This is a genomic window from Actinomadura sp. RB99 (assembly GCF_014706005.1).
Classification (GTDB): Bacteria; Actinomycetota; Actinomycetes; order Streptosporangiales; family Streptosporangiaceae; genus Spirillospora.
On sequence record NZ_JABMCA010000006.1, the window covers coordinates 35,974 to 56,696 of the forward strand.

General features: G+C 75.1%; 21 protein-coding genes and 1 tRNA gene. 9 read left to right on the forward strand and 13 right to left on the reverse strand.

Annotated features, from left to right (window positions below):
- The first annotated feature begins 41 nt into the window (after positions 1-41).
- From amrb99_RS07825 to amrb99_RS07840, 4 genes are all read left to right on the forward strand, one after another.
- Entirely contained in the window at positions 42-1,451 is a 1,410-nt protein-coding gene (locus tag amrb99_RS07825; RefSeq protein ID WP_347256583.1) for an aldehyde dehydrogenase family protein, read from the forward strand.
- 235 nt (positions 1,452-1,686) lie between these two features.
- Positions 1,687-2,436 (forward strand): hypothetical protein, encoded by a 750-nt coding sequence (locus amrb99_RS07830; RefSeq protein WP_190854069.1) that lies wholly within the window; start codon positions 1,687-1,689, stop codon positions 2,434-2,436.
- A 154-nt stretch (positions 2,437-2,590) separates the two neighbouring features.
- Positions 2,591-3,442, forward strand: a complete 852-nt coding sequence (locus amrb99_RS07835) for an AraC family transcriptional regulator (protein WP_190854071.1) — start codon at positions 2,591-2,593, stop codon at positions 3,440-3,442.
- Between the two features lie 76 nt (positions 3,443-3,518).
- A complete protein-coding gene (locus amrb99_RS07840; RefSeq protein ID WP_190854073.1) occupies positions 3,519-3,986 on the forward strand; it encodes a DUF1232 domain-containing protein in 468 nt (155 codons plus the stop codon).
- Here the strand turns inward: amrb99_RS07840 and amrb99_RS07845 are convergent.
- The 3 genes from amrb99_RS07845 to amrb99_RS07855 form a co-directional block, all read right to left on the reverse strand.
- Positions 3,931-4,260, reverse strand: coding sequence for a multidrug efflux SMR transporter (locus tag amrb99_RS07845; protein ID WP_190854075.1), 330 nt, complete (start codon positions 4,258-4,260; stop codon positions 3,931-3,933). The genes amrb99_RS07840 and amrb99_RS07845 overlap by 56 nt on opposite strands.
- A 119-nt stretch (positions 4,261-4,379) precedes the next feature.
- Complete coding sequence (locus amrb99_RS07850) at positions 4,380-5,240, reverse strand: LLM class flavin-dependent oxidoreductase (protein ID WP_347256584.1); 861 nt, start codon at positions 5,238-5,240, stop codon at positions 4,380-4,382.
- Between the two features lie 76 nt (positions 5,241-5,316).
- Entirely contained in the window at positions 5,317-6,456 is a 1,140-nt protein-coding gene (locus amrb99_RS07855; RefSeq protein WP_190854079.1) for a helix-turn-helix domain-containing protein, read from the reverse strand.
- A gap of 145 nt (positions 6,457-6,601) precedes the next feature.
- Between amrb99_RS07855 and amrb99_RS07860 the strand changes: the two genes are divergently transcribed.
- Positions 6,602-7,396 carry a class II aldolase/adducin family protein gene (locus amrb99_RS07860; protein WP_190854081.1) on the forward strand — a complete coding sequence of 265 codons (795 nt, stop codon included), beginning with the start codon at positions 6,602-6,604 and terminating at the stop codon, positions 7,394-7,396.
- Between the two features lie 17 nt (positions 7,397-7,413).
- On the opposite strand, the gene amrb99_RS07865 is transcribed toward amrb99_RS07860, so the two are convergent.
- Complete coding sequence (locus amrb99_RS07865; RefSeq protein ID WP_241755361.1) at positions 7,414-8,358, reverse strand: NmrA family NAD(P)-binding protein; 945 nt, start codon at positions 8,356-8,358, stop codon at positions 7,414-7,416.
- 37 nt (positions 8,359-8,395) lie between these two features.
- Here amrb99_RS07865 and amrb99_RS07870 point away from each other — a divergent pair, with 37 nt between their 5' ends.
- Entirely contained in the window at positions 8,396-9,358 is a 963-nt protein-coding gene (locus amrb99_RS07870; protein WP_190854083.1) for a helix-turn-helix domain-containing protein, read from the forward strand.
- Positions 9,359-9,379: 21 nt separating this feature from the next.
- On the opposite strand, the gene amrb99_RS07875 is transcribed toward amrb99_RS07870, so the two are convergent.
- Positions 9,380-10,315 (reverse strand): AraC family transcriptional regulator, encoded by a 936-nt coding sequence (locus tag amrb99_RS07875; protein ID WP_190854085.1) that lies wholly within the window; start codon positions 10,313-10,315, stop codon positions 9,380-9,382.
- A 134-nt stretch (positions 10,316-10,449) separates the two neighbouring features.
- On the opposite strand from amrb99_RS07875, the gene amrb99_RS07880 reads away from it, so the two are divergent.
- Complete coding sequence (locus tag amrb99_RS07880) at positions 10,450-11,448, forward strand: zinc-dependent alcohol dehydrogenase family protein (RefSeq protein ID WP_190854087.1); 999 nt, start codon at positions 10,450-10,452, stop codon at positions 11,446-11,448.
- 42 nt (positions 11,449-11,490) lie between these two features.
- Here amrb99_RS07880 and amrb99_RS07885 read toward each other — a convergent pair whose 3' ends face one another.
- On the reverse strand, positions 11,491-11,949 hold the full coding sequence (locus tag amrb99_RS07885) for a MarR family transcriptional regulator (protein WP_190854089.1): 459 nt from the start codon (positions 11,947-11,949) through the stop codon (positions 11,491-11,493).
- A 56-nt stretch (positions 11,950-12,005) separates the two neighbouring features.
- Between amrb99_RS07885 and amrb99_RS07890 the strand changes: the two genes are divergently transcribed.
- On the forward strand, positions 12,006-12,407 hold the full coding sequence (locus amrb99_RS07890) for a VOC family protein (RefSeq protein ID WP_190854091.1): 402 nt from the start codon (positions 12,006-12,008) through the stop codon (positions 12,405-12,407).
- Between the two features lie 236 nt (positions 12,408-12,643).
- Here amrb99_RS07890 and amrb99_RS07895 read toward each other — a convergent pair whose 3' ends face one another.
- Both amrb99_RS07895 and amrb99_RS52255 read right to left on the reverse strand, forming a co-directional pair.
- Positions 12,644-14,065 (reverse strand): ATP-binding protein, encoded by a 1,422-nt coding sequence (locus tag amrb99_RS07895; protein WP_190854092.1) that lies wholly within the window; start codon positions 14,063-14,065, stop codon positions 12,644-12,646.
- A 73-nt stretch (positions 14,066-14,138) separates the two neighbouring features.
- Positions 14,139-15,785, reverse strand: a complete 1,647-nt coding sequence (locus amrb99_RS52255) for an FAD-dependent oxidoreductase (RefSeq protein WP_277819864.1) — start codon at positions 15,783-15,785, stop codon at positions 14,139-14,141.
- A 125-nt stretch (positions 15,786-15,910) separates the two neighbouring features.
- Here amrb99_RS52255 and amrb99_RS07905 point away from each other — a divergent pair, with 125 nt between their 5' ends.
- The gene (locus amrb99_RS07905) at positions 15,911-16,966 is read left to right on the forward strand and encodes a Gfo/Idh/MocA family oxidoreductase (protein ID WP_190854097.1); all 1,056 of its coding nucleotides are present in this window, start codon (positions 15,911-15,913) and stop codon (positions 16,964-16,966) included.
- Between the two features lie 7 nt (positions 16,967-16,973).
- On the opposite strand, the gene amrb99_RS07910 is transcribed toward amrb99_RS07905, so the two are convergent.
- From amrb99_RS07910 to amrb99_RS07930, 5 genes are all read right to left on the reverse strand, one after another.
- Positions 16,974-17,810: an endonuclease/exonuclease/phosphatase family protein gene (locus amrb99_RS07910; RefSeq protein WP_190854099.1), complete on the reverse strand. Its 837-nt coding sequence runs from the start codon at positions 17,808-17,810 to the stop codon at positions 16,974-16,976.
- A gap of 12 nt (positions 17,811-17,822) precedes the next feature.
- Complete coding sequence (locus amrb99_RS07915; RefSeq protein WP_347256585.1) at positions 17,823-18,842, reverse strand: hypothetical protein; 1,020 nt, start codon at positions 18,840-18,842, stop codon at positions 17,823-17,825.
- A 189-nt stretch (positions 18,843-19,031) separates the two neighbouring features.
- Positions 19,032-19,472 carry an HNH endonuclease gene (locus amrb99_RS07920; RefSeq protein WP_190854101.1) on the reverse strand — a complete coding sequence of 147 codons (441 nt, stop codon included), beginning with the start codon at positions 19,470-19,472 and terminating at the stop codon, positions 19,032-19,034.
- A gap of 24 nt (positions 19,473-19,496) precedes the next feature.
- A tRNA-Asn gene (locus tag amrb99_RS07925) sits at positions 19,497-19,567 on the reverse strand.
- A gap of 97 nt (positions 19,568-19,664) precedes the next feature.
- Positions 19,665-20,693 (reverse strand): hypothetical protein, encoded by a 1,029-nt coding sequence (locus tag amrb99_RS07930; protein ID WP_190854104.1) that lies wholly within the window; start codon positions 20,691-20,693, stop codon positions 19,665-19,667.
- Between the last annotated feature and the right edge of the window lie 30 nt (positions 20,694-20,723).

A 20,723-nucleotide genomic window follows, 5' to 3' on the forward strand; every position in this document is an offset into this window, starting at 1 on the left:
AACGTCATTCGGTTACACCCCACCCGAGCGGAGGAGCAACGGTGCCCGAGAACTTCGCGATGACCATCGACGGCGCGGCGGTGGACGCGCCCGCCACCTTCGGAGTGATCAACCCGGCGACCGGCGAGGTGGCCGAGCGGGCGCCCGACGCCTCCCGCGAGCAGCTGGACGCGGCGATGGCCGCCGCCCAGGCCGCCTACCCCGCGTGGCGCCGCGACGAGTCGGCCCGGCGCAAGGCGCTGCTGGCCGCGGCCGACGTCATGTTCGCCCGCTCCGAGGAGATCGGCCGCATCCTCACCCTCGAGCAGGGCAAGCCGCTCGCCGACGCGACGATGGAGGTCGTCGGCGCCGGGGTGTGGCTGAAGTACTTCGCCGAGCTGGACCTGCCCCGCGAGGTCATCCAGGACGACGACAACGCCGTGGTCGAGGTCGTCCGCCGCCCGATGGGCGTCGTCGCCGCCATCACCCCGTGGAACTTCCCGCTGCTGCTGGCCGTGTGGAAGATCGCGCCCGCGCTGCTGGCGGGCAACACGATGGTGCTCAAGCCGTCCCCCTTCACGCCGCTGTCCAGCCTGAAGCTCGGCGAGGTGCTGCGCGACGTGCTGCCGCCCGGCGTGCTCAACGTCGTCACCGGCGGCGACGAGCTGGGCGCCTGGATGACCGCGCACGAGGTGCCCCGCAAGATCAGCTTCACCGGCAGCGTGGCCACCGGCAAGCGGGTCGCCGCGGCCGCCGCCCCGGACCTCAAGCGGGTCACCCTGGAGCTCGGCGGCAACGACCCGGCGATCCTGCTGGACGACGCCGACCCGGCGGCGGTCGCGCCGAAGCTGTTCGGCGGCGCGTTCCAGAACAACGGCCAGGTCTGCTCGGCGATCAAGCGGGTGTACGTGCCGGAGGCGCTGTACGGCGACGTGGTGGACGCGCTGGCCGAGCAGGCGAAGGCCGCCAAGGTCGGCGACGGCATGGAGGAGGGCGTCCAGTACGGGCCCATCAACAACAGGCCGCAGTACGAGCGGGTCAGCGAGCTGGTCGCGGACGCCCTCGCCGGCGGCGCCCGCGCGGCGGCCGGCGGCCGGCCGATCGACGGCCCCGGCTACTTCTTCGAGCCGACGATCCTCGCCGACATCGCCGACGGCGCCCGGATCGTGGACGAGGAGCAGTTCGGCCCCGCGCTGCCGATCATCAAGTACACCGACCTGGACGAGGCGCTCGCCCGCGCGAACGGCACGCACTTCGGGCTGTCCGGCTCGGTGTGGAGCGCCGACGCCGACCGCGCCGCGGAGGTCGCGGCGGAGCTGGAGTGCGGCACCGCCTGGGTGAACACCCACCTCGCGCTCGCGCCCCACCAGCCGTTCGGCGGCTTCAAGTGGAGCGGCGTCGGCGTCGAGAACGGCCCGTGGGGCCTGTACGGCTTCACCGAGATGCAGGTGATCCACCGCTCGAAGCACTGAGCCGACGGCGCGAGGGGGCCCGCGGGAACGCCCGCCGGCCCCCTCGTCCGGCGTCCTCCCGAAGGCCCTCTCCGGCGGTCTTCCCTTGGCGTTCCCGCCCCCGATCGACATGTGCGGAAAGTCACGACTTCGAGTCCGGAAAGTGACATCACCACTACTGGCGGTCCGGTCCCGGAATGGGACACTTTCTGAGCGGGGGCCCTCGGTACCGCACCGCCGACCGTGGAGGAGCCGGATGCAGACATGGGACGTCATCCGCCAGGACGACCTCGGCAACAAGTTCCATGTGGCCGCGCACGACTCCCGGGTCTCGGCGCTCGCGCAGGTCCTGGCCCTGGAGTGCGGCGTCCCGCACAAGCAGGCGTACTGGGTGGAGGGGCCGCCCGGCCCGTCCGTCCGGACCAACCGCGACCTCTACCTGATCTTCCTGCACCTCGGCCAGGAGGCCCGCGCGGCCTCGTGGTCGCTGTCGGCGTTCCTGCGCGCGCTGTGGAAGGTGTCGGCTCCGCTGCGCGACAACGAGCGCCTCGGACCCGACGACGTCGCCGCGATGTTCGCCGCCGCGTCCACCACGCCGCCCGCCCCCTACGACCCGGCGTGGAGCGCCAAGGACCTGTCGCTGCCCGGTGACGAGCCGGACGGGTACGCCGACTGGGAGCGGGTCGTGCTGTCCCAGGTCGCCGACCTGGAGGACTTCCTCGCCAGCCCGCCGGGGCCGCAGGCGCGGTTCGGCGTCGACGCGCCCCGCCCGGCCGGCTCGGGCGCCCGCGCGACCCCGGCCCGCTGGTACAACTTCGACCCGGCGACGTACCTGGAGTGCGCGGTCGCCGGGAGCCTCGGCGGCTGGGACGCGGCGGACGGCGCGCGGGTGCCGGTGCCCACCCCGGCCGGCGAGCCCCCCGCCCGCTCCTACGTCCGCGAGATCACCACGATGACCTGGGGCGACCTCGCCCGGATCGCGGTGTGCGGGCAGATGTACGAGTGACCCCGCCCGGGCGCGGTGGCGATGTCCCCGCGCCGTCGCGATGCCCTCGGGCGCTGTCGCGACGTCCCCGGGCGCCGTCGCGATGCCCCCGGGCGCTGTCGCGATCTCGCCGGGCGTCGGCGCTATGTCGGAGGCCGGTGGTAGTAGTGGGGGCATGGTCGACAGGCCGGTCGTGATCCGCGACCGGGGAGGCTGGCTGGAGGCGAGCGGGCCACCGCACCGCGCGCTGCGCCCCCTGCTGCGCGCCTACCAGGGGTACTTCGAGCCCGTGGCCGTCCCGGCCCGGATGCGGACGCTCCCGACCCGCGGCGCCGTCGTCATCGTCAACCTCGGCCCGCCGATGCGGCTGGCGACGCCGTCCGACGCCGCCACCGAGTACGGGTCGTTCGTCGCGGGCCTGCACGACGGCCACGGGGAGTACACCACCCCGGGCGGGCAGCACGGCATCCAGCTCGACGTCACGCCGCTCGGCGCGTACACGCTGCTCGGCGTGCCGATGGCCCGGATCACCAACGCGGCCGCCGAGCTGCCGGACGTGCTCGGGGCGGGCGCGGCGGAGCTCGTCGAGCGGCTCGCGGAGACGCCGTCCTGGGCGGCCCGGTTCGACCTGATGGACGCGTTCCTGCTGCGCCGGCTGGAGATCGGCCCCGTCCCGGCCCCGGAGGTCGCGCGGGCGTGGCGGCTGCTCGACGGCACCGGCGGCGCGGTCGGGGTCGCGCGGCTCGCCGAGGAGGTGGGCTGGAGCCGCCGGCACCTCACCCAGCGGTTCACCGAGCAGGCCGGGCTGCCGCCGAAGGTGATGGGCCGGGTCCTGCGGTTCCGGCGCGCCATCGGGCTGCTGTCGAACGGCGGCCTCGGACCGGCCGAGGCCGCGGCGGCCTGCGGCTACTACGACCAGGCGCACCTGAACCGGGAGTTCCGCGCGCTGGCGGGCTGCACGCCGTCGCAGCTGCTCGGCGGCATGCTGGAGGAACAGCGGACCACCACCGCCGCCGAGCCCGCCTGACCCGCGCCCGCGCGTCCCGGCGAATGGAACGCGCCTGAACGGCAATACCGCAGACGACTCCCCCCGGAGGTGCACGATGGCCTGGTTCGGAGCGGTGCTGCTCGTCGCGGGCGGCATCACCGTCCTCACCGCCGGCGGACGCCTCGCCGGCGTCGACCTGACGCTCGCGGGCGCCGTCGCGCTGTCCGCCGGAGCGGTGCTGCTGGTCGCGGGGATCCTGCGGCTGCGCCGCAGGCGGCGCCTCGGCCCGGTGGCCGGCGGCGCGCAGGCGTACTACCGGACGTCCACCGGCAAGATCGTCGCGATGGTCCTCGCGGTGGTGTACATCGTGTCGCCGGTCGACCTGATCCCGGACGTGTTCCTGCCGGTCGGGATCGTGGACGACGCCACCGCGCTGACCTGGCTGCTGTTCGCGCTCGGCCAGGAGTACACCCGCCGTTCCGGTGCGCGGCGCGCGGTCGCCGCGGGCCCGGAGCGCGCGCCGGAGCCTAGCCCCGGCTCACTCCGCCGCCGAGGTTCATCACGACGACGCCGAGGACGATGATGACCGCGCCGGCGATCGTCAGCGGCCTGACCTGCTCGCCGAACAGCACGACGCCGCCGGCGAAGGCCCCGATGGTGCCGAGCGCCGACCAGATCGCGTAGACCGGCCCGACGTTCAGCGAGGTGAGCGCCTTGGCCATGAACGCGAACGAGATCAGGTAGCCGGCGACCACCAGCACGGACGGCCCGAGCCTGGTCATCCCCTCCGAGGCGCGCATCGCGAGCGTGGCGGTGACCTCGAAGGCGATCGCGAGGGCCAGCAGGACGTACGGCATCGCAGGAGTCTAACCGGGCGCTTCCGGGCCGGGCCCGGCGGCCCGGCCCGCGTCCCCGCCCGTTGCCCGGCCCCGTTCCCGCTCGTTCTCCTGCCCCGTTCGAGCCCGGCGCCCCCGACTCACCGGCCCTGCGCGGCGACCTCCTCGAACACCTTCATGTCGGCGTCCCACGGGGTGCCCGGACGCGGCCAGTGCAGCGCGATCTCGGTGATGCCGAGCTCGGCGTACCGGCCCGCGAGGTCTTCGAACGCGTCGGCCGACGCGAGCCACGGCTCGCCGCTGAACCCGGTCAGCAGGATCCGGTCGGCCGGGGCGCGGCCCTCCGCCTCGCACGCCTCGCCGAACCCGGCCAGCCGCTCGCGGACCACGTCCAGCGGCTCGCGTCCGTCGCCGTGCGGGCTGGTCACCCAGCCCGAGCCGTACCGGGCGGCGAGCCGCATGCCGCGCGGCCCGTCGCCGGCGATCACGAACGGGACCCGGGGCCGCTGGACGCAGCCGGGGTCCGACACCACGTCCAGCGCGCTGTAGTAGGCGCCCTCGCCGGTGGTCTCGGGGCCGCGCAGCAGCCGGTCGAGCAGGTCCACCCATTCGGCGAACCGGTCCGCGCGCTCGCGCGGCGTCCAGTCGCCGCCGCCGAGGACGCCGGCGTCGGACCGCCGGTTCGTCCCGCCGGAGCCGATCCCGACGGTGAGCCGGCCGCCGCTGACGTGGTCGATCGTCCGGATCGCGTGCGCGGTCGGCACCGGGTGCCGGAAGTTCGGCGAGGTGACCAGCGTGCCGAGCCGGACCCGCGAGGTGATGGCCGCCGCGGCGGCCATCGTGGTGTAGGCGTCGTACCAGGGCGTCGTCCCGCGCCAGGCCAGGTGGTCGTAGACCCAGGCGTGGTGGAACCCGAGCTCCTCGGCGCGCCGCCACAGCTCGCCGGCCTCCGGCCAGGACTGCATCGGCCACATCACCGTGCTGATCCGCGGTGCGGTCACTGCTCCCCCGTTCTGTCTCCGGGACGCCCCGCCCCGGGGCGCCGCGTCCATCCCATCACCCGGCACCGACGGCCGGTCACGCGCCCGGCGCCGCGAGCCAGCGGCGCAGCGCCCACCACCAGTGCGCCGTCCGCTCCACCGCCGCGCCGCCGGACGGGTCGAGCAGCGCGCGGCCGGTCAGCTCCTGGAACCGCCGCACCCGGTACTTCACCGTGTTGCCGTGGACGTGCAGGGCCGCGGCGGTCGGCTCGATCCGGCCGCCGTGGTCGAGGTAGGCGAGCGCTGTCCCGGCGAGCTCCCGGTGGAACGGGTCGTCGCGGTCGAGGCCGCCGAGCAACCCGTCCGCGAGCAGCCCGCCGAGCTCGGGCTCCGCCTCGGTGACGGTGAGCAGCGCGAGGCCGGCCAGCTCCCGCAGACCGGTGAGGCCCGCCGCGGATCCGGCGCGCAGGGCGCGGCGGCCGAGGTCGTACAGCGGGGCGACGCCGCCGGGCCGCGCGGGCGGCGCCGCGACGAGCAGCGGCCCGGAGCGGACGGGCCCCGGCGCGGGCAGCCGCGCCACCAGCGCGGCGAACCGCCCGTCCACCAGCCCGCACAGGCCGGGGCCCGCCGCGACGAGGCGCGCCTCCAGCTCCGCCGCCACCGCCGGGTCGCTGACGTCGGACACGACGCAGTGGTACTCGGTTTCCGGGTCGAGGGGGGCGAGGACGGGGACGGCCTCGCCGTGCAGGAGCTGCCGCAGCATCTGGACGCGGCCCTCCCGCGTCGTCCGGGCCATCTCCAGTTCGGCGACCCGGTGGGCGTGCACCATCCGGTGGACGAGCGCGGTGTTGATCTCGTCGATGCGGCTGACGCCGTCCAGCAGCAGCGCGTCCGGCACGCCCTGGCGGCGGCCGTCCTCGATGAGCGTGCGGACGAGGTGGGCGCGGCCGGCCTGGAAGCCGTCCAGGAACGCCGCGACCGGCACGCCCTGCCGGGCCCGGTCCGAGCCGAGCCGCCCGGCGGCGTCCAGCAGCTCCTCGCCGGGCGCGCCGTCCGCCAGCGCGGCGAGGACGCCGCGCAGCAGCGCGCGGGTGTGCCGCCGCGTCTCCTCCTCGGGCAGCGCCGCCACCATCTCCGACCGGCCGCGCGCCGCCCGCACCGCGCCCTCCAGCAGCCGCGGGTCGTCGCCGCGCTCGCGCACCAGCCGCAGGAACCGGTCGCCCTCGCTCGACTCCATCCCGCCATTGTCCCCCGCCGTTGTCCCGTCCGGACAACGAGCCGGGCGGCGCTTGGGCCGGCTCCCCTAGCGGGGCGCCCGCCGCCTGGTGTTCGCTGGCGGTAGTGCCCGGCGGTGTCCCGCCCAGAGCCCGAGGAGTTCGCCGATGTCCGACGACGAGCAGTTCCTGGAGAAGCTGCCCACCGACCTGATCTTCCGGCTGCCGCCGACCTTCGACAGCGTCGAGGACGAGCGCCGGCACCGCAAGGAGCGGCTGGCGGCCGCGCTGCGGATCTTCGGCAAGTTCGGCTTCGAGGAGGGCGTCGCCGGGCACATCACGGCCCGCGACCCCGAGCGCACCGACCACTTCTGGGTCAACCCGTTCGGGATGTCCTTCAAGCACATCAAGGTCAGCGACCTCATCCTCGTCAACCACCAGGGCCAGGTCGTCGAGGGCCGCTACCCGGTGAACGAGGCCGCGTTCGCGATCCACTCCCAGGTGCACCAGGCCCGCCCGGACGTCGTCGCCGCCGCGCACAGCCACTCCACGTACGGCCGCGCGATCTCCGCCCTCGGCCAGAAGCTGGAGCCGATCACGCAGGACGTGTGCGCCTTCTACCAGGACCACGGCCTGTTCGACGACTACACCGGCGTCGTCACCGACCTGGAGGAGGGCAAGCGGATCGCCGCCGCCCTCGGCGGCCACAAGGCCGTCATCCTGCGCAACCACGGCCTGCTCACCGTCGGCGACACGGTCGACGCCGCCGCCTGGTGGTTCATCACGATGGAACGCTCGTGCCAGGTGCAGCTGCTGGCGAAGGCCGCCGGGCAGGTCGTCCCGATCGAGCACGACAACGCCGTCCTCACCCACGAGCAGATCGGCAACGACCTCGTCGGCTGGATCAACTACCAGCCGCTCTACGACCAGATCACCCGGGAGCAGCCCGACCTGTTCGACTAGGACGCCCGTGGCGGCGGTCAAGGCCGGCTGGGACCGCGGTCGGCGGCCGCCGCCCGCCGTCCGACGGTCTTCAGCCAGGTGGCCAGGTCCTTCGTCTCGGGGCGCAGGGCCCGGGTGGCGGCGATGTCGGCTCCGTAACCGCCTTGCGAGTCGAGGTGGGCGACGGCGGCGGCCGTCTCCCGCGGCAGCGCGTCGAGGGGTACCGGAACGTACGGGATCTCGCGGCCGGCGGCCTCGCTGAACGCGGCCGCGAGCCGGCCGGGCGTCCGCTCGTCGCCCGCGATCGCGAGCGTCTCCCCCAGGTACCGGGCGGGGTCGGCGAAGGCGGCCGCGGCGAACGCGCCGATGTCGTCCACCGCGATCAGCTGCTCGGGGACGTCCGGGGAGAACGGCGTCGCGATCGCCTCGGCGCCGAGGTAGTTCTCCATGAACGACACGGGCCGCAGCACGGTCGCCGGGATCCCCTTCCGGCGGATGTGCTCCTCGATCCGGAGCTTGGCCTCGAAGGCGGGCACCCCCGCCGAGCGCTCGGCCCCGGCGACGGACGAGTAGACCAGGTGCGCCGCGCCGGCGGCGTCCGCGACGGCGATGCCGCGCCGGACCTCGTCGTCGAACGGGACGGGCGGCGAGCCCAGCAGGCCCGCCTGCACGCTGAAGACGCCGTGGACGCCGGCCGCCGCGGCGTCGAGCGACGCGCGGTCGTCCAGGTCGCCGGCGACGACCTCGGCGCCGGCCGCGGCGAGCGCGCGGGCGGCGGCGCCGCGCACGTCGCGGGTCAGGGCGCGGACGCGCCGGCCTGCCGCGAGGAGGTGCCGGACGGCCGCGCCGCCCTGCTTCCCCGTGGCCCCCGTCACCAGAATGATCCCGTCGTCGCGCCGGACGCGGCCGCCGCTCCGCTCACTGCTCTGCTCGATCATGACGACCAGCCTGTCCCGCGCCCTCGGCTCGGAGAAGTGGCCCATCTGCCACCCATCGCGGGTTTCGTGCCATCCTGGCGGCATGCCCCCGTTCCAGCGCATCGCCGCCTACGCCCCGAAGGGGGTCACCGCGCTGAGCCTCGGGATCGCGAACTCGGTGTTCGGTCCCCGCGACGGCGTCCCGCCGTTCGATCTCGGGCTCTGCGCCGAGCGGCCGGGCCCGCTGCGCACCGAACTCGGCCTCGAGGCGCACATCGGCCACGGACCCGAGCTGATCGCCTCGGCCGACCTCGTCCTGCTGCTGCCCGGCGCGGGGTTCCGCGACGCGCCCCCGGACGTCGTGGAGGCGCTCCGGGAGGCCCGCGGAAGAGGCGCGACCATCGCGGCCCACTGCGTCGGGACGTTCCTGCTCGCGGCGGCCGGGCTCGCGGACGGCCTCGACGTCACGACGCACTGGCGCCACGCCGCCGGACTCGCGGCGGCGCACCCGCGGGTCACCGTCCGCCCGGACGCGCTCTACATCGACCACGGCGCGGTCGCGACCGGGGCCGGGGCGGCGGCGGGCCTGGACCTCTGCCTCCACCTGCTGCGCCGGGACCACGGCGCGGCCCTCGCCAACCGGGTGGCCCGCGACCTCGTGACGCCCCCGCACCGGGACGGCGGCCAGGCCCAGTACATCGACGCGCCCGTCCCGTCCGACGGGGACGACCGGCGGCTGGCCGACGTGATCGCGTGGGCGCGCGGCAACCTGGACCGGCGGCTGCCGGTGGACGAGCTGGCGGCGCGGGCGCTGATGAGCCGCCGGTCGTTCGCGCGCCGGTTCAAGGCCGCGACCGGCGCGACGCCCCACGCGTGGCTGCGCGCGCAGCGGCTCGACCTGGCCGAGGAACTGCTGGAGACGACGGACCTGCCGGTCCGGGAGGTCGCCCGCCGGGTCGGCTACCGCGACGCGGCCGTGCTGCGCGAGCAGTTCGCGCTGCGCCGCGGCGTCCCGCCCCGCACCTACCGCCGCACCTTCTCCCGGAGCCGGCCCGCCGCACGGTGACCACCGGCGGCCCGGCGGCCCCTACGCTCCGCCCGTGGTCCGGCCGTCTCGCGGGCGCGCGTTCATGGTCCGGTAGCGGCCGGGGGTGATGCCGTACTCGCGCTTGAACGCGGCGGCGAAGGCGACGTCCGAGGAGTAGCCGGCCCGCCGCGCCACCACGCGCAGCGGCGTGCCGGACCGGTGCAGCAGCCGCGCCGCGATCGTCATGCGCCACCAGGTCAGGTAGGTCAGGGGCGGCTGCCCGACCAGGGCGGTGAACCGGTTGGCGAAGGCGGCGCGGGACAGCCCCGCCCGCGCGCCGAGTTCGGCCACCGTCCAGGGCCGGTCGGGCGCGTCGTGGATGGCGGTGAGGGCCGCGGCGATCGCCGGGTCGGTGAGCGCCACCGTCCAGCCGGTGGCGGCCGGGTCCTCGGTCCGCTCCTCGAACCAGGCCCGCAGGATGTAGAGCAGCAGCGTGTCGAGCAGCGCCGGCACGATGGCCCCCGCTCCGGGGCGCGGCCGCCCCATCTCGTCGCCGAGCAGGTCGACGGCCGCGCGCAGCGAGGGATGGCGTCCGATCCGGGCGGGCAGGTGGACGACGGGCGGGACCTCCGCCAGCAGGGGATGCGCCCTGCTGCCGTCCAGCAGGTAGGCGCCGCACAGCACGATCGTGGGAGCGCCGGTGCCTTCCGGCCCGGCCTGCGGGCTCCGCATGTCGAAGTCCACCAGCGGGCTTCCGGGGTGGTCGGCCAGTCCGTGCGTGCCGGCCCCGTGCAGGAACGCCACGTCCCCGACGCCGAGCCGGATCGGCGGGGCGCCGTCCGGAGGCAGCAGCCAGCAGGACCCCTCCAGCACGACGTGGAACGCGCCACCGCTGTCGGCGGTGAAGCGCATGCCCCACGGCGCGCGCAGCTCGTGGCGGTTGGCGTGCGGCCGTCCGGCGTGCATGGCGGTGATCGTGTCGCTGAGGACGTCCATGGCGGAAGTCTAGATGCCGAGACGATCGCTGGGTCCTGCCGGACGATCACTTATTGAAGGTCTCGGACGCGGGCTCCTACGGTGGCATGACCCGGCTCGCATCGGCGCGGCCGGCCCGACCAGGGGGATCCGTGATGACCAAGGCAGTGTTCTTCGACGAGCTCGGCGGCCCGGAGGTGCTCCGGCTGCGGGAGGTGGCGCCCGGCGAACCCGGAAAGGGCGAGGCCCGCGTCCGCGTCGACGCGATCGGCCTGAACCGGGCAGAGGCCAATTTCCGGTCCGGCACCTATGTCTACCAGCCGAACCTTCCCGGGTCCGGGATCGGCTACGAGGCGGCCGGCGTCGTGGAGGCCGTCGGCGAAGGCGTCGACGGCTTCGCGCCCGGCGACGCCGTCAGCGCCGTGCCCACCTTCCTCATGACCGAGTACGGGACCTACGGGGAGTCGGCCGTCCTCCCGGCGCACGCACTGGTGCACCGGCCCGCCGGCGTCGACGCGGTGACCGGGGCCGCCACCTGGATGGCCTACACCACCGCCTACGGCCTCCTGGTCGAATACGGCGGAACCCAGCCCGGCGACACCGTGCTCGTCAACGCGGCCTCCAGCAGCGTCGGCCTCGCCGCCATCCAGGTCGCCAACCACCTCGGCGCCATCCCCATCGCCACCACCCGCACCGGCGCCAAGAGGCGGCGGCTGCTGGACGCGGGCGCCGCCCACGTCATCGCGGTCCAGGAGCAGGACCTCCTCAAGGAGATCGACGCCGCCACCGGCGGCCGGGGAGTGGATCTGGCCATCGACGCCGTCATGGGCCCGGCGGTCGACACCCTCGTCCAGGCGGTCGCCCCGGACGGCACCCTCCTGTTCTACGGCTGGCTGGACCCCACGCCCGCGCCGATGCCCATCGCCCCCGACTTCCGGGGCCGCACCATCCGGACCTACGCCTTCACCGAGCTCACCGTCGACAGCGAGCCCCGGCTGCGCCGCGCGAAGCACTTCATCAACGCGGGCCTGCGCTCCGGCTCCCTCTCCCCCGTGATCGACCGCACCTTCGACCTGACCGACGTCGTCGCGGCCCACCGCCATCTGGAGTCCAACACCCAGTTCGGCAAGATCGTCCTCACGGTCGAGCACTAGCGCGCTCCCTCGCCCGGCGCCGCGGCCCCGCGGCGCCGGGCGTCAGCGGGCCCTCGGGTCGTGGTGGGCCAGCAGCACGCGCGCCATGCGCGCGAACTCGGCCCGGTCCGCGGCGGGCAGCGGGGCCAGGAGGTCGGCGTCCAGCTCGACGGCGCGGCGGCCGATCGCGTCCAGCTCCGCCCGGCCCTCGGCGGTCGGCTCGACCACGTAGCGGCGCCGGTCGGACGGGTCGCGCTCGCGCCGGACGAACCCGGCCGCCTCCAGCCGGCCGACCACCTCCACCAGGTCGCTCGGGTCGATGCGCAGCCGCGCGCCCAGCTCCCGCTGGGAGGCCGGGGCCGCGTCGTCCAGCGCGGACAGCACGGCGAAGTGCCACAGGCCGAGGCCGTGCTCGTCCATCATCCGGCCCATCCGGACCCGGCCGGCCCGGCCCACCTGGGCCAGCACGAACGTGGTGATCGCGAGCAGGCGGGGCGGCAGCGGGCCCGCGGTGTCGTCCATCCCCCTATTGTAGGGTTACCCCCATCATTGGTGAACACCCATGAATTGGAGGCGGCATGGACGCGCTCTACCCGCGCCTGCTGGTGGACGACTTCGACGCCTGCGCCCGGTTCTACACCGCGGCGCTGGACGAGCTGCTCGGCATCCGGCCCGTCAAGATGCTCCCCGCCGCGCAGTACGCCAACTGGGATCACGAGGACGAGTGCGTCCTGGTCCTGATGGGGCGCGCCCGCATGGCCGAGGCGGTGGGCACCGCGGACCTGCCCGCCCCGTCCGGGCAGGACGGCTCGATGCTGGTGTTCCGCGTCGACGACGTCGAGAAGGCCGCCGCCGCCCTGGCCGGGCTCGGCGGGCGGGTGGTGGCCGCGCCGGCGGACCGTCCGGAGTGGGGGCCCGGGCTGCGGACCGCGCACCTGCGCGACCCCGGCGGCAACCTGCTCGAACTCCAGTCGTACTGACCCGCCCCCGAAAGGGATCAGCGCGGGAGCGGGTGCCGGCACGGGCGTCGCGGGACGGGCACCGCGAGAGGGCACCGCGGTACGGGGGCGTTCGGCCCGGCGGAGGGAGGGTCCGCCGGGCCGACCCCGGTGTGAGCCCGTACACCGATCACATCACCCGAGGGGAGGCGGACGCTTGTCCCTCATCGACGAAAAGGAGCGCGCCACCCCGCCGGAATGTGACTGGACGCGCGGCGTCAGTCCCCGTTGCGGGACGCCTCGGCCAGCGGCAGCAGCACCTGGAAGCGGGTGTCGCCCGGCAGCGACTCCACCTTGATGTCGCCGCCGTGCCGGTCGGCGACGATCCGCCAGGAGATGTCGAGCCCGAGGCCCGTCCCCTGCCCCACCGGCTTGGTGGTGAAGAACGGCGTGAAGATCCGGTCGATGTCCTCCTCGGGGATCCCGCAGCCGGTGTCGGCGATCTCCACCATCGCCTGGTCGTTCACCCGGGACGTCCGGATGGTGAGCGTGCCCGAGCCGTCCATCGCGTACAGCGCGTTCACGATCAGGTTCGTCCATACCTGGTTCAGCTCCGCCGCGTACACCGGGACGGGCGGCAGCGACTCGTCGTAGACGGTCTTGACCGTCACCCCCGGCCCGAACTTGCGCTTGAGCATCGTCAGCGTGCTGTTCAGCAGCTCGCGCAGGTCGACCCGCTGGTAGGCGGCCCGGTCCAGCTGCGAGTACTGGCGCGCGGAGTCCAGCAGCGCGGTGATCCGGTCCATCGCCTCGGAGATCTCCGCCTGGAGCTGCCCGACCTCCATCACCTCCGCCAGCCACCGGATCGCCGAGGGCAGGTGCTCGCCGGCCGCCTCCGCGACCTCCTCGGCCTGCTCCACCCCGACCCCGGCGGACACGAGGCCGGGCGCCAGGTCCCAGGCGTCCGCGACGCCGTGCTCCTCCAGCCAGTCGCCCAGCTCGTCCTCGGCGTCGCTGACCTCCAGCGGGCTGCGCCGCGCGCCCGGCGCCGCGGGCAGCGTGGGCCGCAGCGCCACGAGCGCCGCCAGCCGCGTGCAGTCGGCGCCCTGCGCGGCGAGGTCGGCGAGGCTCTTCTGCGCCGCGAGCAGCCGGTCGCCGAGCTCGGCGCTGGCCCGCGCAGCGGCCGCCGCCGGGTTGTTCAGCTCGTGGGTGAGGCCCGCGGTGATCGTGCCGAGCGCGGTGAGCCGCTCCCGCTGGTCGACGGACCGCCGCAGGTTCGTCATCCCGAAGAAGATCCCGGCCAGCAGGTGCGTGGCCATCGGGAACCACTTGCGGACGGCCTTGCTGAACTTGCGGGCCGGCAGCACGAACACCCGCGACGGGCGCGTCGCCCGGAGCGTGTGCTGGTACTTCTGCTCGATCTGGTCGTCCAGGTACGCCTGGACGGCGCCGCCGTAGGTGCCGGGACGCGACGTCCGGCTCGTCTCGACGCTGTGGTCCCGGACGAGCTGGCTCATCACCATCTCGCCGTCCAGCAGCACGTACAGGAACTCGGCCGGATCTCCCTGCGCGCAGATCACCCCGTCGGCGGGGATCTCGGCGACGGTGCCGCAGGCCGACAGCCATTCGAGCTTCTCGTCGTCGAGGTCCTCGAAGAGGAACAGCGACCGGAGCTCCTCCGGCGATGCGGTCATGGTCATGCCTGCCTCCTCCGAGGGCTCACGCCTGTCACTTGCGGGGGGACGACCCCCCGCACCCCCCGGTTCGCTTCGCTCATGCCTGTTCCAGATAGCGGTGGACGAGCGCCACGGCCATGGCGCCGTCGCCCACGGCGGACGCCACGCGCTTCATCGACTCCGAGCGGACGTCCCCCGCCGCGAACACGCCGGGGACGCTGGTCTCCAGGTGGTACGGCTGGCGGGCCAGCGGCCACCCGGCCGGGCGGCGCCCGCCGGCGACCAAGTCGGGGCCGGTGACGACGTACCCGCGCGCGTCGCGCTCGACGAAGCCGTCCAGCCAGTCCGTGCCCGGCTCGGCGCCGATGAACACGAACAGCCAGTGGGCGTCGATCGTCTTCTTCCCGCCCGGCCACGCGAACGTGAGGCGCTCGAGCCGGTCGGTGCCCTCGGCGGCGCAGACCGTCTTGCCGGTGTGGACCTCGATGTTGGGCGTCTGCTCGATCTGCTCGATCAGGTAGTGCGACATCGACTTCTCCAGGCCGTCGGCCCGGACGATGATGTGCACCGTCTTGGCGTACTTGGCCAGGTGCACGGCCGCCTGGCCGGCGGAGTTGGCGCCGCCGACGACGGCGACCTCCTCGTCCGCGCACGACGGCGCCTCGGTGAGCGCCGCGCCGTAGTACACGCCGCGCCCGACGAAGTCGTCCACGCCCTCGGCGTTCAGCCGCCGGTACGACACGCCGCTGGCGAGGATGACGGCGTGCGCCGCGATCTCCGTGCCGTCGGCCAGCCGCGCCACCCGGGCCGTGCCGCGCGCCTCCAGCCCGACGACCTCCCCCGCCTGCAGCAGCTCGGCGCCGAACCGGTCGGCCTGCCGGCGCGCCCGGTCGGCGAGCTGCTGGCCGGTCACCCCGTCGGGGAAGCCGAGGTAGTTCTCGATCCGGGAGCTCTGCCCGGCCTGCCCGCCGAGCGCCCGCCGCTCCACCACGACGGTCTTCAGCCCCTCGGACGCCCCGTACACCGCGGCGCCGAGCCCGGACGGCCCGCCGCCCACCACGATCAGGTCGTAGAACCCGGTGGACGGGGTGCTCGGCAGCCCGATCACCGACGCCAGCTCCGCGTCCGACGGCGCGCACAGCGTCTCTCCGCCGGCCGTCACCACCAGCGGCAGCTCCGGCGACCCCGCCGCCGCGATCAGCTCCGCGCCCTCCGGGTCGGTGTCCATCAGCCAGGTGTAGGGCGCCTGGTGGCGGGCCAGGAAGTCGCGGACCTCGTAGCAGCGGGCCGACCAGCGGTGCCCGACGACCCGCAGCTCGGCGGGCCGGGACCGGTCGGTGCGCCGCCACGCGTCCAGCTGCGCGTCGATCACCGGGTAGAACTTCTCCTCCGGCGGGTTCCACGGCTTCAGCAGGTAGTGGTCGAGGTCGACGACGTTGATCGCGCGGATCGCGGCGTCGGTGTCGGCGTAGGCGGTCAGCAGGACCCGGCGCGCGTACGGGAACAGGTCCATGGCGCGCTCGAGGAACTCCACGCCGTTCATCTCGGGCATCCGGTGGTCGGCGAGCAGGACCGCCGTGTCGTCGCCGCGCAGCCGCAGCTCGCTCAGCGCCTCCAGGGCCTGCCGCCCCGACTCGGCGCGGACGATCCGGTACGACTCGGCGTACCGGCGGCGCAGGTCCCGCGCGACCGCCCGGGACACGCCCGGATCGTCGTCGACGGTCAGCAGCACTGGTTTGGACAACGCGTCCCCCTCATCCCATGACATCCCCGGGCAAAAGCCTACGTGGCCCGGCCGCGTCCCGCCCGCACCGGCCGGCCGGCACCCCGGCGCCCCGCGGCCGGGACCGCATCGGCAATGATCGTCGCATGGACCTGCGTGCAGCGCTGATCGGATACGGCACCGGGGGCTCGGTGTTCCACGCTCCCCTGATCTCCTCGGTGCCGGGGATGCGGCTCGCCGCGGTCGTCACGGGGAACCCGGAGCGGCAGCGGGCCGTCGCCGAGCGCTACCCGGAGACGACCGTCCTCGCCAGCCCGGACCGGCTGTGGGAGGCGGCCGGCGGCTACGACCTGGTGGTGGTCGCCGCCCCGAACCGGCAGCACGTCCCGCTCGCCCGCACCGCGCTGACCTCGGGGCTCCCGGTCGTCGTGGACAAGCCGGTCGCGGCGACGGCGGCGGACGCCCGGTCCCTCGCCGCGCTGAGCGCCGTCCGGGGGCTGCCGGTGATCCCGTTCCACAACCGGCGCTGGGACGGCGACTACCGGACCGTGCTGCGGCTGGCCGGCTCCGGCGCGCTCGGCGGGCTGCTGCGGTTCGAGTCCCGGTTCGAGCGGTGGCGGCCCGAGGTGAGGTCCGGCTGGAAGGAGAGCGCGGACCCGCGCGACGCCGGCGGCATCCTCTACGACCTCGGCTCCCACCTGATCGACCAGGCGGTCGCGCTGTTCGGCCGCCCCGACCGGGTCTACGCCGAGATCGACACGCGGCGGCGCGGCGCCGCGGCGCCCGACGACGTGTTCGTGGCGCTGGAGCACCGCGGCGGGACCCGCTCCCACCTCTGGATGAGCGCGACCGCCGCGCAGCTCGGGCCGCGGTTCCGCGTCCTCGGCGACCGCGCCGCGTACACGGTGAGCGGGATGGACGGGCAGGAGGAGGCGCTGCGCGCCGGCCTCACGCCGAAGGACCCCGGCTACGGCATCGCGCCGCCCGAGTCGTACGGCCTGGTCGGCACGCCCGGCGACGAGCGCCCGGAGCCGACCGCCCCCGGCGCCTACCACGAGTTCTACGCGGCGGTGGCGCGCACGCTGCGCGGCGAGGCGCCCCCGCCGGTCACCCTCGCCGACGCGATCACGGGGCTGGAGGTCATCGAGGCCGCCCTCCGGTCGGCCGACGAGGGCGCCGTCGTCGGCACCCGCCCGGAGTGACGGCCGGTCAGTAGCGGAGGTCGGCCAGCACGCCGTAGTGGTCGGACGCGACGACGCCGTCCACCGGTTCGACGCCCAGCAGCGCGCAGTGCACCGGATGGCCCGCGCCGCCCGCGCGGGGCCACGCCGAGAAGATGTGGTCGATGCGGCGGTCCGGCCACAGGACGGGCCGCGTCCAGGGGTTGGCGTTGCTCCAGGTGTGGCCGGGCGTTCCGTCGCCCGCCGTCTCCCACGCGTCGTAGAAGACGACGCCGGGCGCGCCCACGGCGGCGCGGCCGGTGAGCATGCGGATCTCGTCCGAGCCGGGGTCGGCGTTGAAGTCGCCCGCGACCACCGCCGGCGCGTCGCGTCCCGCCGTCTCGCGCACGTACGCGGCGAGGTCGCGGACCTGCTCCTGCCGCTGCCCGCTGTGCCCGAGCTTGTAGCCCAGCGCGACGCCGAACACGTGGACGGGACCGCGCGGGCCCCGGACCTCGGCCGAGACGGTGAGGCCGCCGTCGGTGCCGCCCGGGTCGCCGAGCGGGCGCTCGCCCGTCCGCTCCTGCGGCCAGCGCGACAGGACCGCGACCCCCGAGCGGGCGCCCGGCACGGCCCCGGAGCCGGATCCGCCGAAGACCGCGTGCGGGAGGCCGAGCGGCTCGCCGAGGCGCGCCGCGAGCGAGTCGTCCCCGTCCTCCCACGCCTCGACGAGGACGAGCACGTCGGGCGCCGCTTCGCGGAGGGCCGCGACGATCGCCGCCTCGCGCTCCCGGTAGGGGCCGTAGCGGTCCCAGACGTTCCAGGTCGCGACCCGGATCGTCGTCTCGATCAGCGGCCCGTACGGCTCCTCGACGTCATAGCCCATGCGGTGAGCGTGTCACAGCACGGACACGTGGACGTGGTCGTAGTGGTTCTGGGTGACGCTGCCGCGGTCCTCCATCTGGCGCCATCCGCCGCTGCCGCGCATGTCGTAGATGCGCTGCCGCCAGATCACGTACTTGATGCCGAGCCGGGACGCGTTGTCGATCACGTACTGGGCGACGCGGTCGCCGTGCGCCTGGGCGGACGCGCTCGGCATCTTCCCGCCGGTGCTCTCCATGAAGTCGCAGGCGGTGCCGGAGCCGTGGTCCTGCGGGTCGCCGGGGCGCGAGCAGCCGATGGTGGGGAACGGCCCGAACTTCCCGTCGATCGCCAGCAGGGCGGTCCGCATCCGCGCGGTCATGGAGTTGCCCACGATCGGCGACTTGCTCCCGGAGACGCCGTCGGGCTTCCCGCCGCCCGCCGGGGCCTTCGGCGTCTCGGGCTTGTACTTGGCGAGCAGCTTCTTGACGCGGGCGCGCTGGCCCTCCAGGTCGTCGATCTCCTTGCGCACCTCGTCCAGCTTCGCCTGCGCCGCCCGGTGCGACTGCGACGCCTTGGCGTTCAGCTGCTCGAGGCTCTCGACGCGGCGCCCGTTGTCCTGGCTGATGTGCTCGACCACCGACGCGTCGCGCAGCGCCGACGACGGGTCCCCGGAGGTGACGATCGGGATGACGTCGAGCCGTCCGGTCATGTAGCTGGTGGAGGCGATGCGGGCGACGGAGAGCCTCGCCGCGCCGTACTCCCGGTCGGCCCGGGCGGCGTCGGCGCCCGCCCGCTCGGCGGCCTTCTTCGCCTCCTCGAGGGAGACCAGCTCGCCGCGGTACTGCTTGGACAGCGTGTCCGCGCGCTTCTTGAGCTTCGCGTACTCCTTCGCGAGGTCCTTCTTCGGCTCGGCGGGCACGCGGGCGGCGCCGCCGGCGGCCGGGGGGAGCGCCGCCGACATCCCGGCCGCGAGGACGACCACCGCGAGCCGCCGCGCCGCCCGGCGCCCGCCGGCCGGGCGCGCCGTCCTGCCGAAGGGACCGAAGGCCGCCACAGATCACTCCCGGATAACAGAGGGTCGGAGATTGGCGGGCACGCTACCACAATCACCACAAACCCTCCGACATTCGGGCAAGCACACTGGGTGACGCGGACACCACGGACAACGGCGAAGAGGGCCGGACCGCCCGCAGGCGATCCGGCCCCTCCCCCGTGCCGCCGGACGGGGTCCGGCGGCCTCCCCTCAGGTCCCGACGAGGTCCTCCCAGCGCGGGGCCCGCGGCTCCCAGCGCAGCCGCAGCCCGGCCTCGCGGGGCGTCCGGTCCGCCTTGCGGTTGTTGCAGCGGCCGCAGGCCAGGACGGTGTTCTCCCAGGTGTTCCCGCCGCCGCGCGACTGCGGGTGGACGTGGTCGATCGTGTTGCCGCGCTGCCCGCAGTAGCCGCACCGGCCCCGATCGCGCAGGTAGACGCCGCGCTTGCTCCACGGCGGCCGGCGGCCGTACCGCCACCGCATCGCGACGTACCGGACGAGCCTCAGCACCCGCGGCACCGGGAAGCGGCCGATGGTCCGGCCCTCCTCCGCCTCCTCGACGACCGCCACCTCGCGGACCAGCATGCGGATGGCGTGCCGCAGGTCGACCTTTTGTAAAGGCTCGTACGACGCGTTCAGGACGAGCACGTTCACCGGGTCACCTCCCACCCCGGGCCGCTGTCCCGCCAGGATTCGAACCTGGATATCCGCATTAACAGTGCGGCGTTCTGCCGTTGAACTACGAGACAATGTTCCGGAAATTCTCCGGTTTCCGGGCATTTCCCGGAAGCCTCCATCAGAATGCCGACGCACGCCCCGCAAAGGCAACGGTTTTTCCCGCCCGCTTCAGGCCGCCCGCCGGTGCCGGAGGGCGCGGGGCCGGCCGGACGGGGCGGGGGCGGCTCGGGCGATCTTCGGCATCGCCTCCGCCGCCGCGCGCCACCATGCGTCCTCGGCGGGGCCGGCGTGCGGGGGCGACGCGCACCGGACCGGGCCGGACGCACCGGAGACCGGCAGGCCGGACGGCACGCGGACGGGCGGGACGGCCTCGATGGCGGCGGCGCAGTCGGGGCAGTCGGTGCCGGTCCAGCCGAGGCGGACGGCGACGGACTCCGCGCCGCCGCGAGCGCGGCGGGGCGGCCCGGCGCCCCAGAAGCGCAGCACGTCGGCGGCGGACACGGCGCGTTCCCGGCGGGTGGCGCGGGTGCGGTCGCGGTGGCCCCGGCCGAGCCACGCGGTCTGCTCGGCGACCAGTTGCCAGGCCAGCCCGCGGACGAGGTGGGCGGCCGCGAGGACGCTCGCGTACGGCACGTGCCGCGCGGCGACCTCCGGCAGGCCGAAGCGGTGCAGGCCGGCCGTGTCGATGCGGGCGCGGGCACCGTCGCCGGGGTCGAGCGTGACGAAGACCGACACCCAGCCGCGGCCGAGGGCGAACCGCTCCGGTTCCGCGTCCGGTTCCGCGTCCGGTGGCGTGCCGGCGAGGATCTGCCGGGAGTCCAGGTCGGCGACGGTGCCGCCGACGGCGGCGGCGAGGGCGCGGGCGGCGAGCCGGGCGGCCTGCGCGGACCGCGGCTGCCCCGCGGGCGGGCCCTCGGCGGTGACCGCGATGTGCCGGCGGGCGGCGACGACCGCCCCGAGCCGGCCGTGCGGTGCGGCGAGCCGGTGGAAGCGGGCCTTCAGGTCGGCGGACGGGCGCGTGACGGGTTCGACGGCGAGGACGGCGGACGCGAGCATCGCGGCGGCCTCGCGCGCGAGCGCTCCGCCGCCGAGGGAGTCCGGGAGGCGGCCGGGCCCGGGGAGCGTCCTCTCCTGGGTCGCCACCAGGAACCGCGTGGTCACCGACGCCGGGACCTCCAGCACGAACCGCCCGCCCATGGGCCCGCCTCCCCCGTTCCGCGGGCGCGG

Excerpts from the sequence above, each read along its gene's own strand:
- amrb99_RS07830 (WP_190854069.1), top strand. The coding sequence starts at position 1,687 with ATGCAGACATGGGACGTCATCCGCCAGGACGACCTCGGCAACAAGTTC.
- amrb99_RS07835 (WP_190854071.1), top strand. The coding sequence starts at position 2,591 with ATGGTCGACAGGCCGGTCGTGATCCGCGACCGGGGAGGCTGGCTGGAG.
- amrb99_RS07840 (WP_190854073.1), top strand. The coding sequence starts at position 3,519 with ATGGCCTGGTTCGGAGCGGTGCTGCTCGTCGCGGGCGGCATCACCGTC.
- amrb99_RS07845 (WP_190854075.1), bottom strand. The coding sequence starts at position 4,260 with ATGCCGTACGTCCTGCTGGCCCTCGCGATCGCCTTCGAGGTCACCGCC.
- amrb99_RS07855 (WP_190854079.1), bottom strand. The coding sequence starts at position 6,456 with ATGGAGTCGAGCGAGGGCGACCGGTTCCTGCGGCTGGTGCGCGAGCGC.
- amrb99_RS07860 (WP_190854081.1), top strand. The coding sequence starts at position 6,602 with ATGTCCGACGACGAGCAGTTCCTGGAGAAGCTGCCCACCGACCTGATC.
- amrb99_RS07865 (WP_241755361.1), bottom strand. The coding sequence starts at position 8,358 with ATGGGCCACTTCTCCGAGCCGAGGGCGCGGGACAGGCTGGTCGTCATG.
- amrb99_RS07870 (WP_190854083.1), top strand. The coding sequence starts at position 8,396 with ATGCCCCCGTTCCAGCGCATCGCCGCCTACGCCCCGAAGGGGGTCACC.
- amrb99_RS07875 (WP_190854085.1), bottom strand. The coding sequence starts at position 10,315 with ATGGACGTCCTCAGCGACACGATCACCGCCATGCACGCCGGACGGCCG.
- amrb99_RS07880 (WP_190854087.1), top strand. The coding sequence starts at position 10,450 with ATGACCAAGGCAGTGTTCTTCGACGAGCTCGGCGGCCCGGAGGTGCTC.
- amrb99_RS07885 (WP_190854089.1), bottom strand. The coding sequence starts at position 11,949 with ATGGACGACACCGCGGGCCCGCTGCCGCCCCGCCTGCTCGCGATCACC.
- amrb99_RS07890 (WP_190854091.1), top strand. The coding sequence starts at position 12,006 with ATGGACGCGCTCTACCCGCGCCTGCTGGTGGACGACTTCGACGCCTGC.
- amrb99_RS07895 (WP_190854092.1), bottom strand. The coding sequence starts at position 14,065 with ATGACCATGACCGCATCGCCGGAGGAGCTCCGGTCGCTGTTCCTCTTC.
- amrb99_RS07905 (WP_190854097.1), top strand. The coding sequence starts at position 15,911 with ATGGACCTGCGTGCAGCGCTGATCGGATACGGCACCGGGGGCTCGGTG.
- amrb99_RS07910 (WP_190854099.1), bottom strand. The coding sequence starts at position 17,810 with ATGGGCTATGACGTCGAGGAGCCGTACGGGCCGCTGATCGAGACGACG.
- amrb99_RS07930 (WP_190854104.1), bottom strand. The coding sequence starts at position 20,693 with ATGGGCGGGCGGTTCGTGCTGGAGGTCCCGGCGTCGGTGACCACGCGG.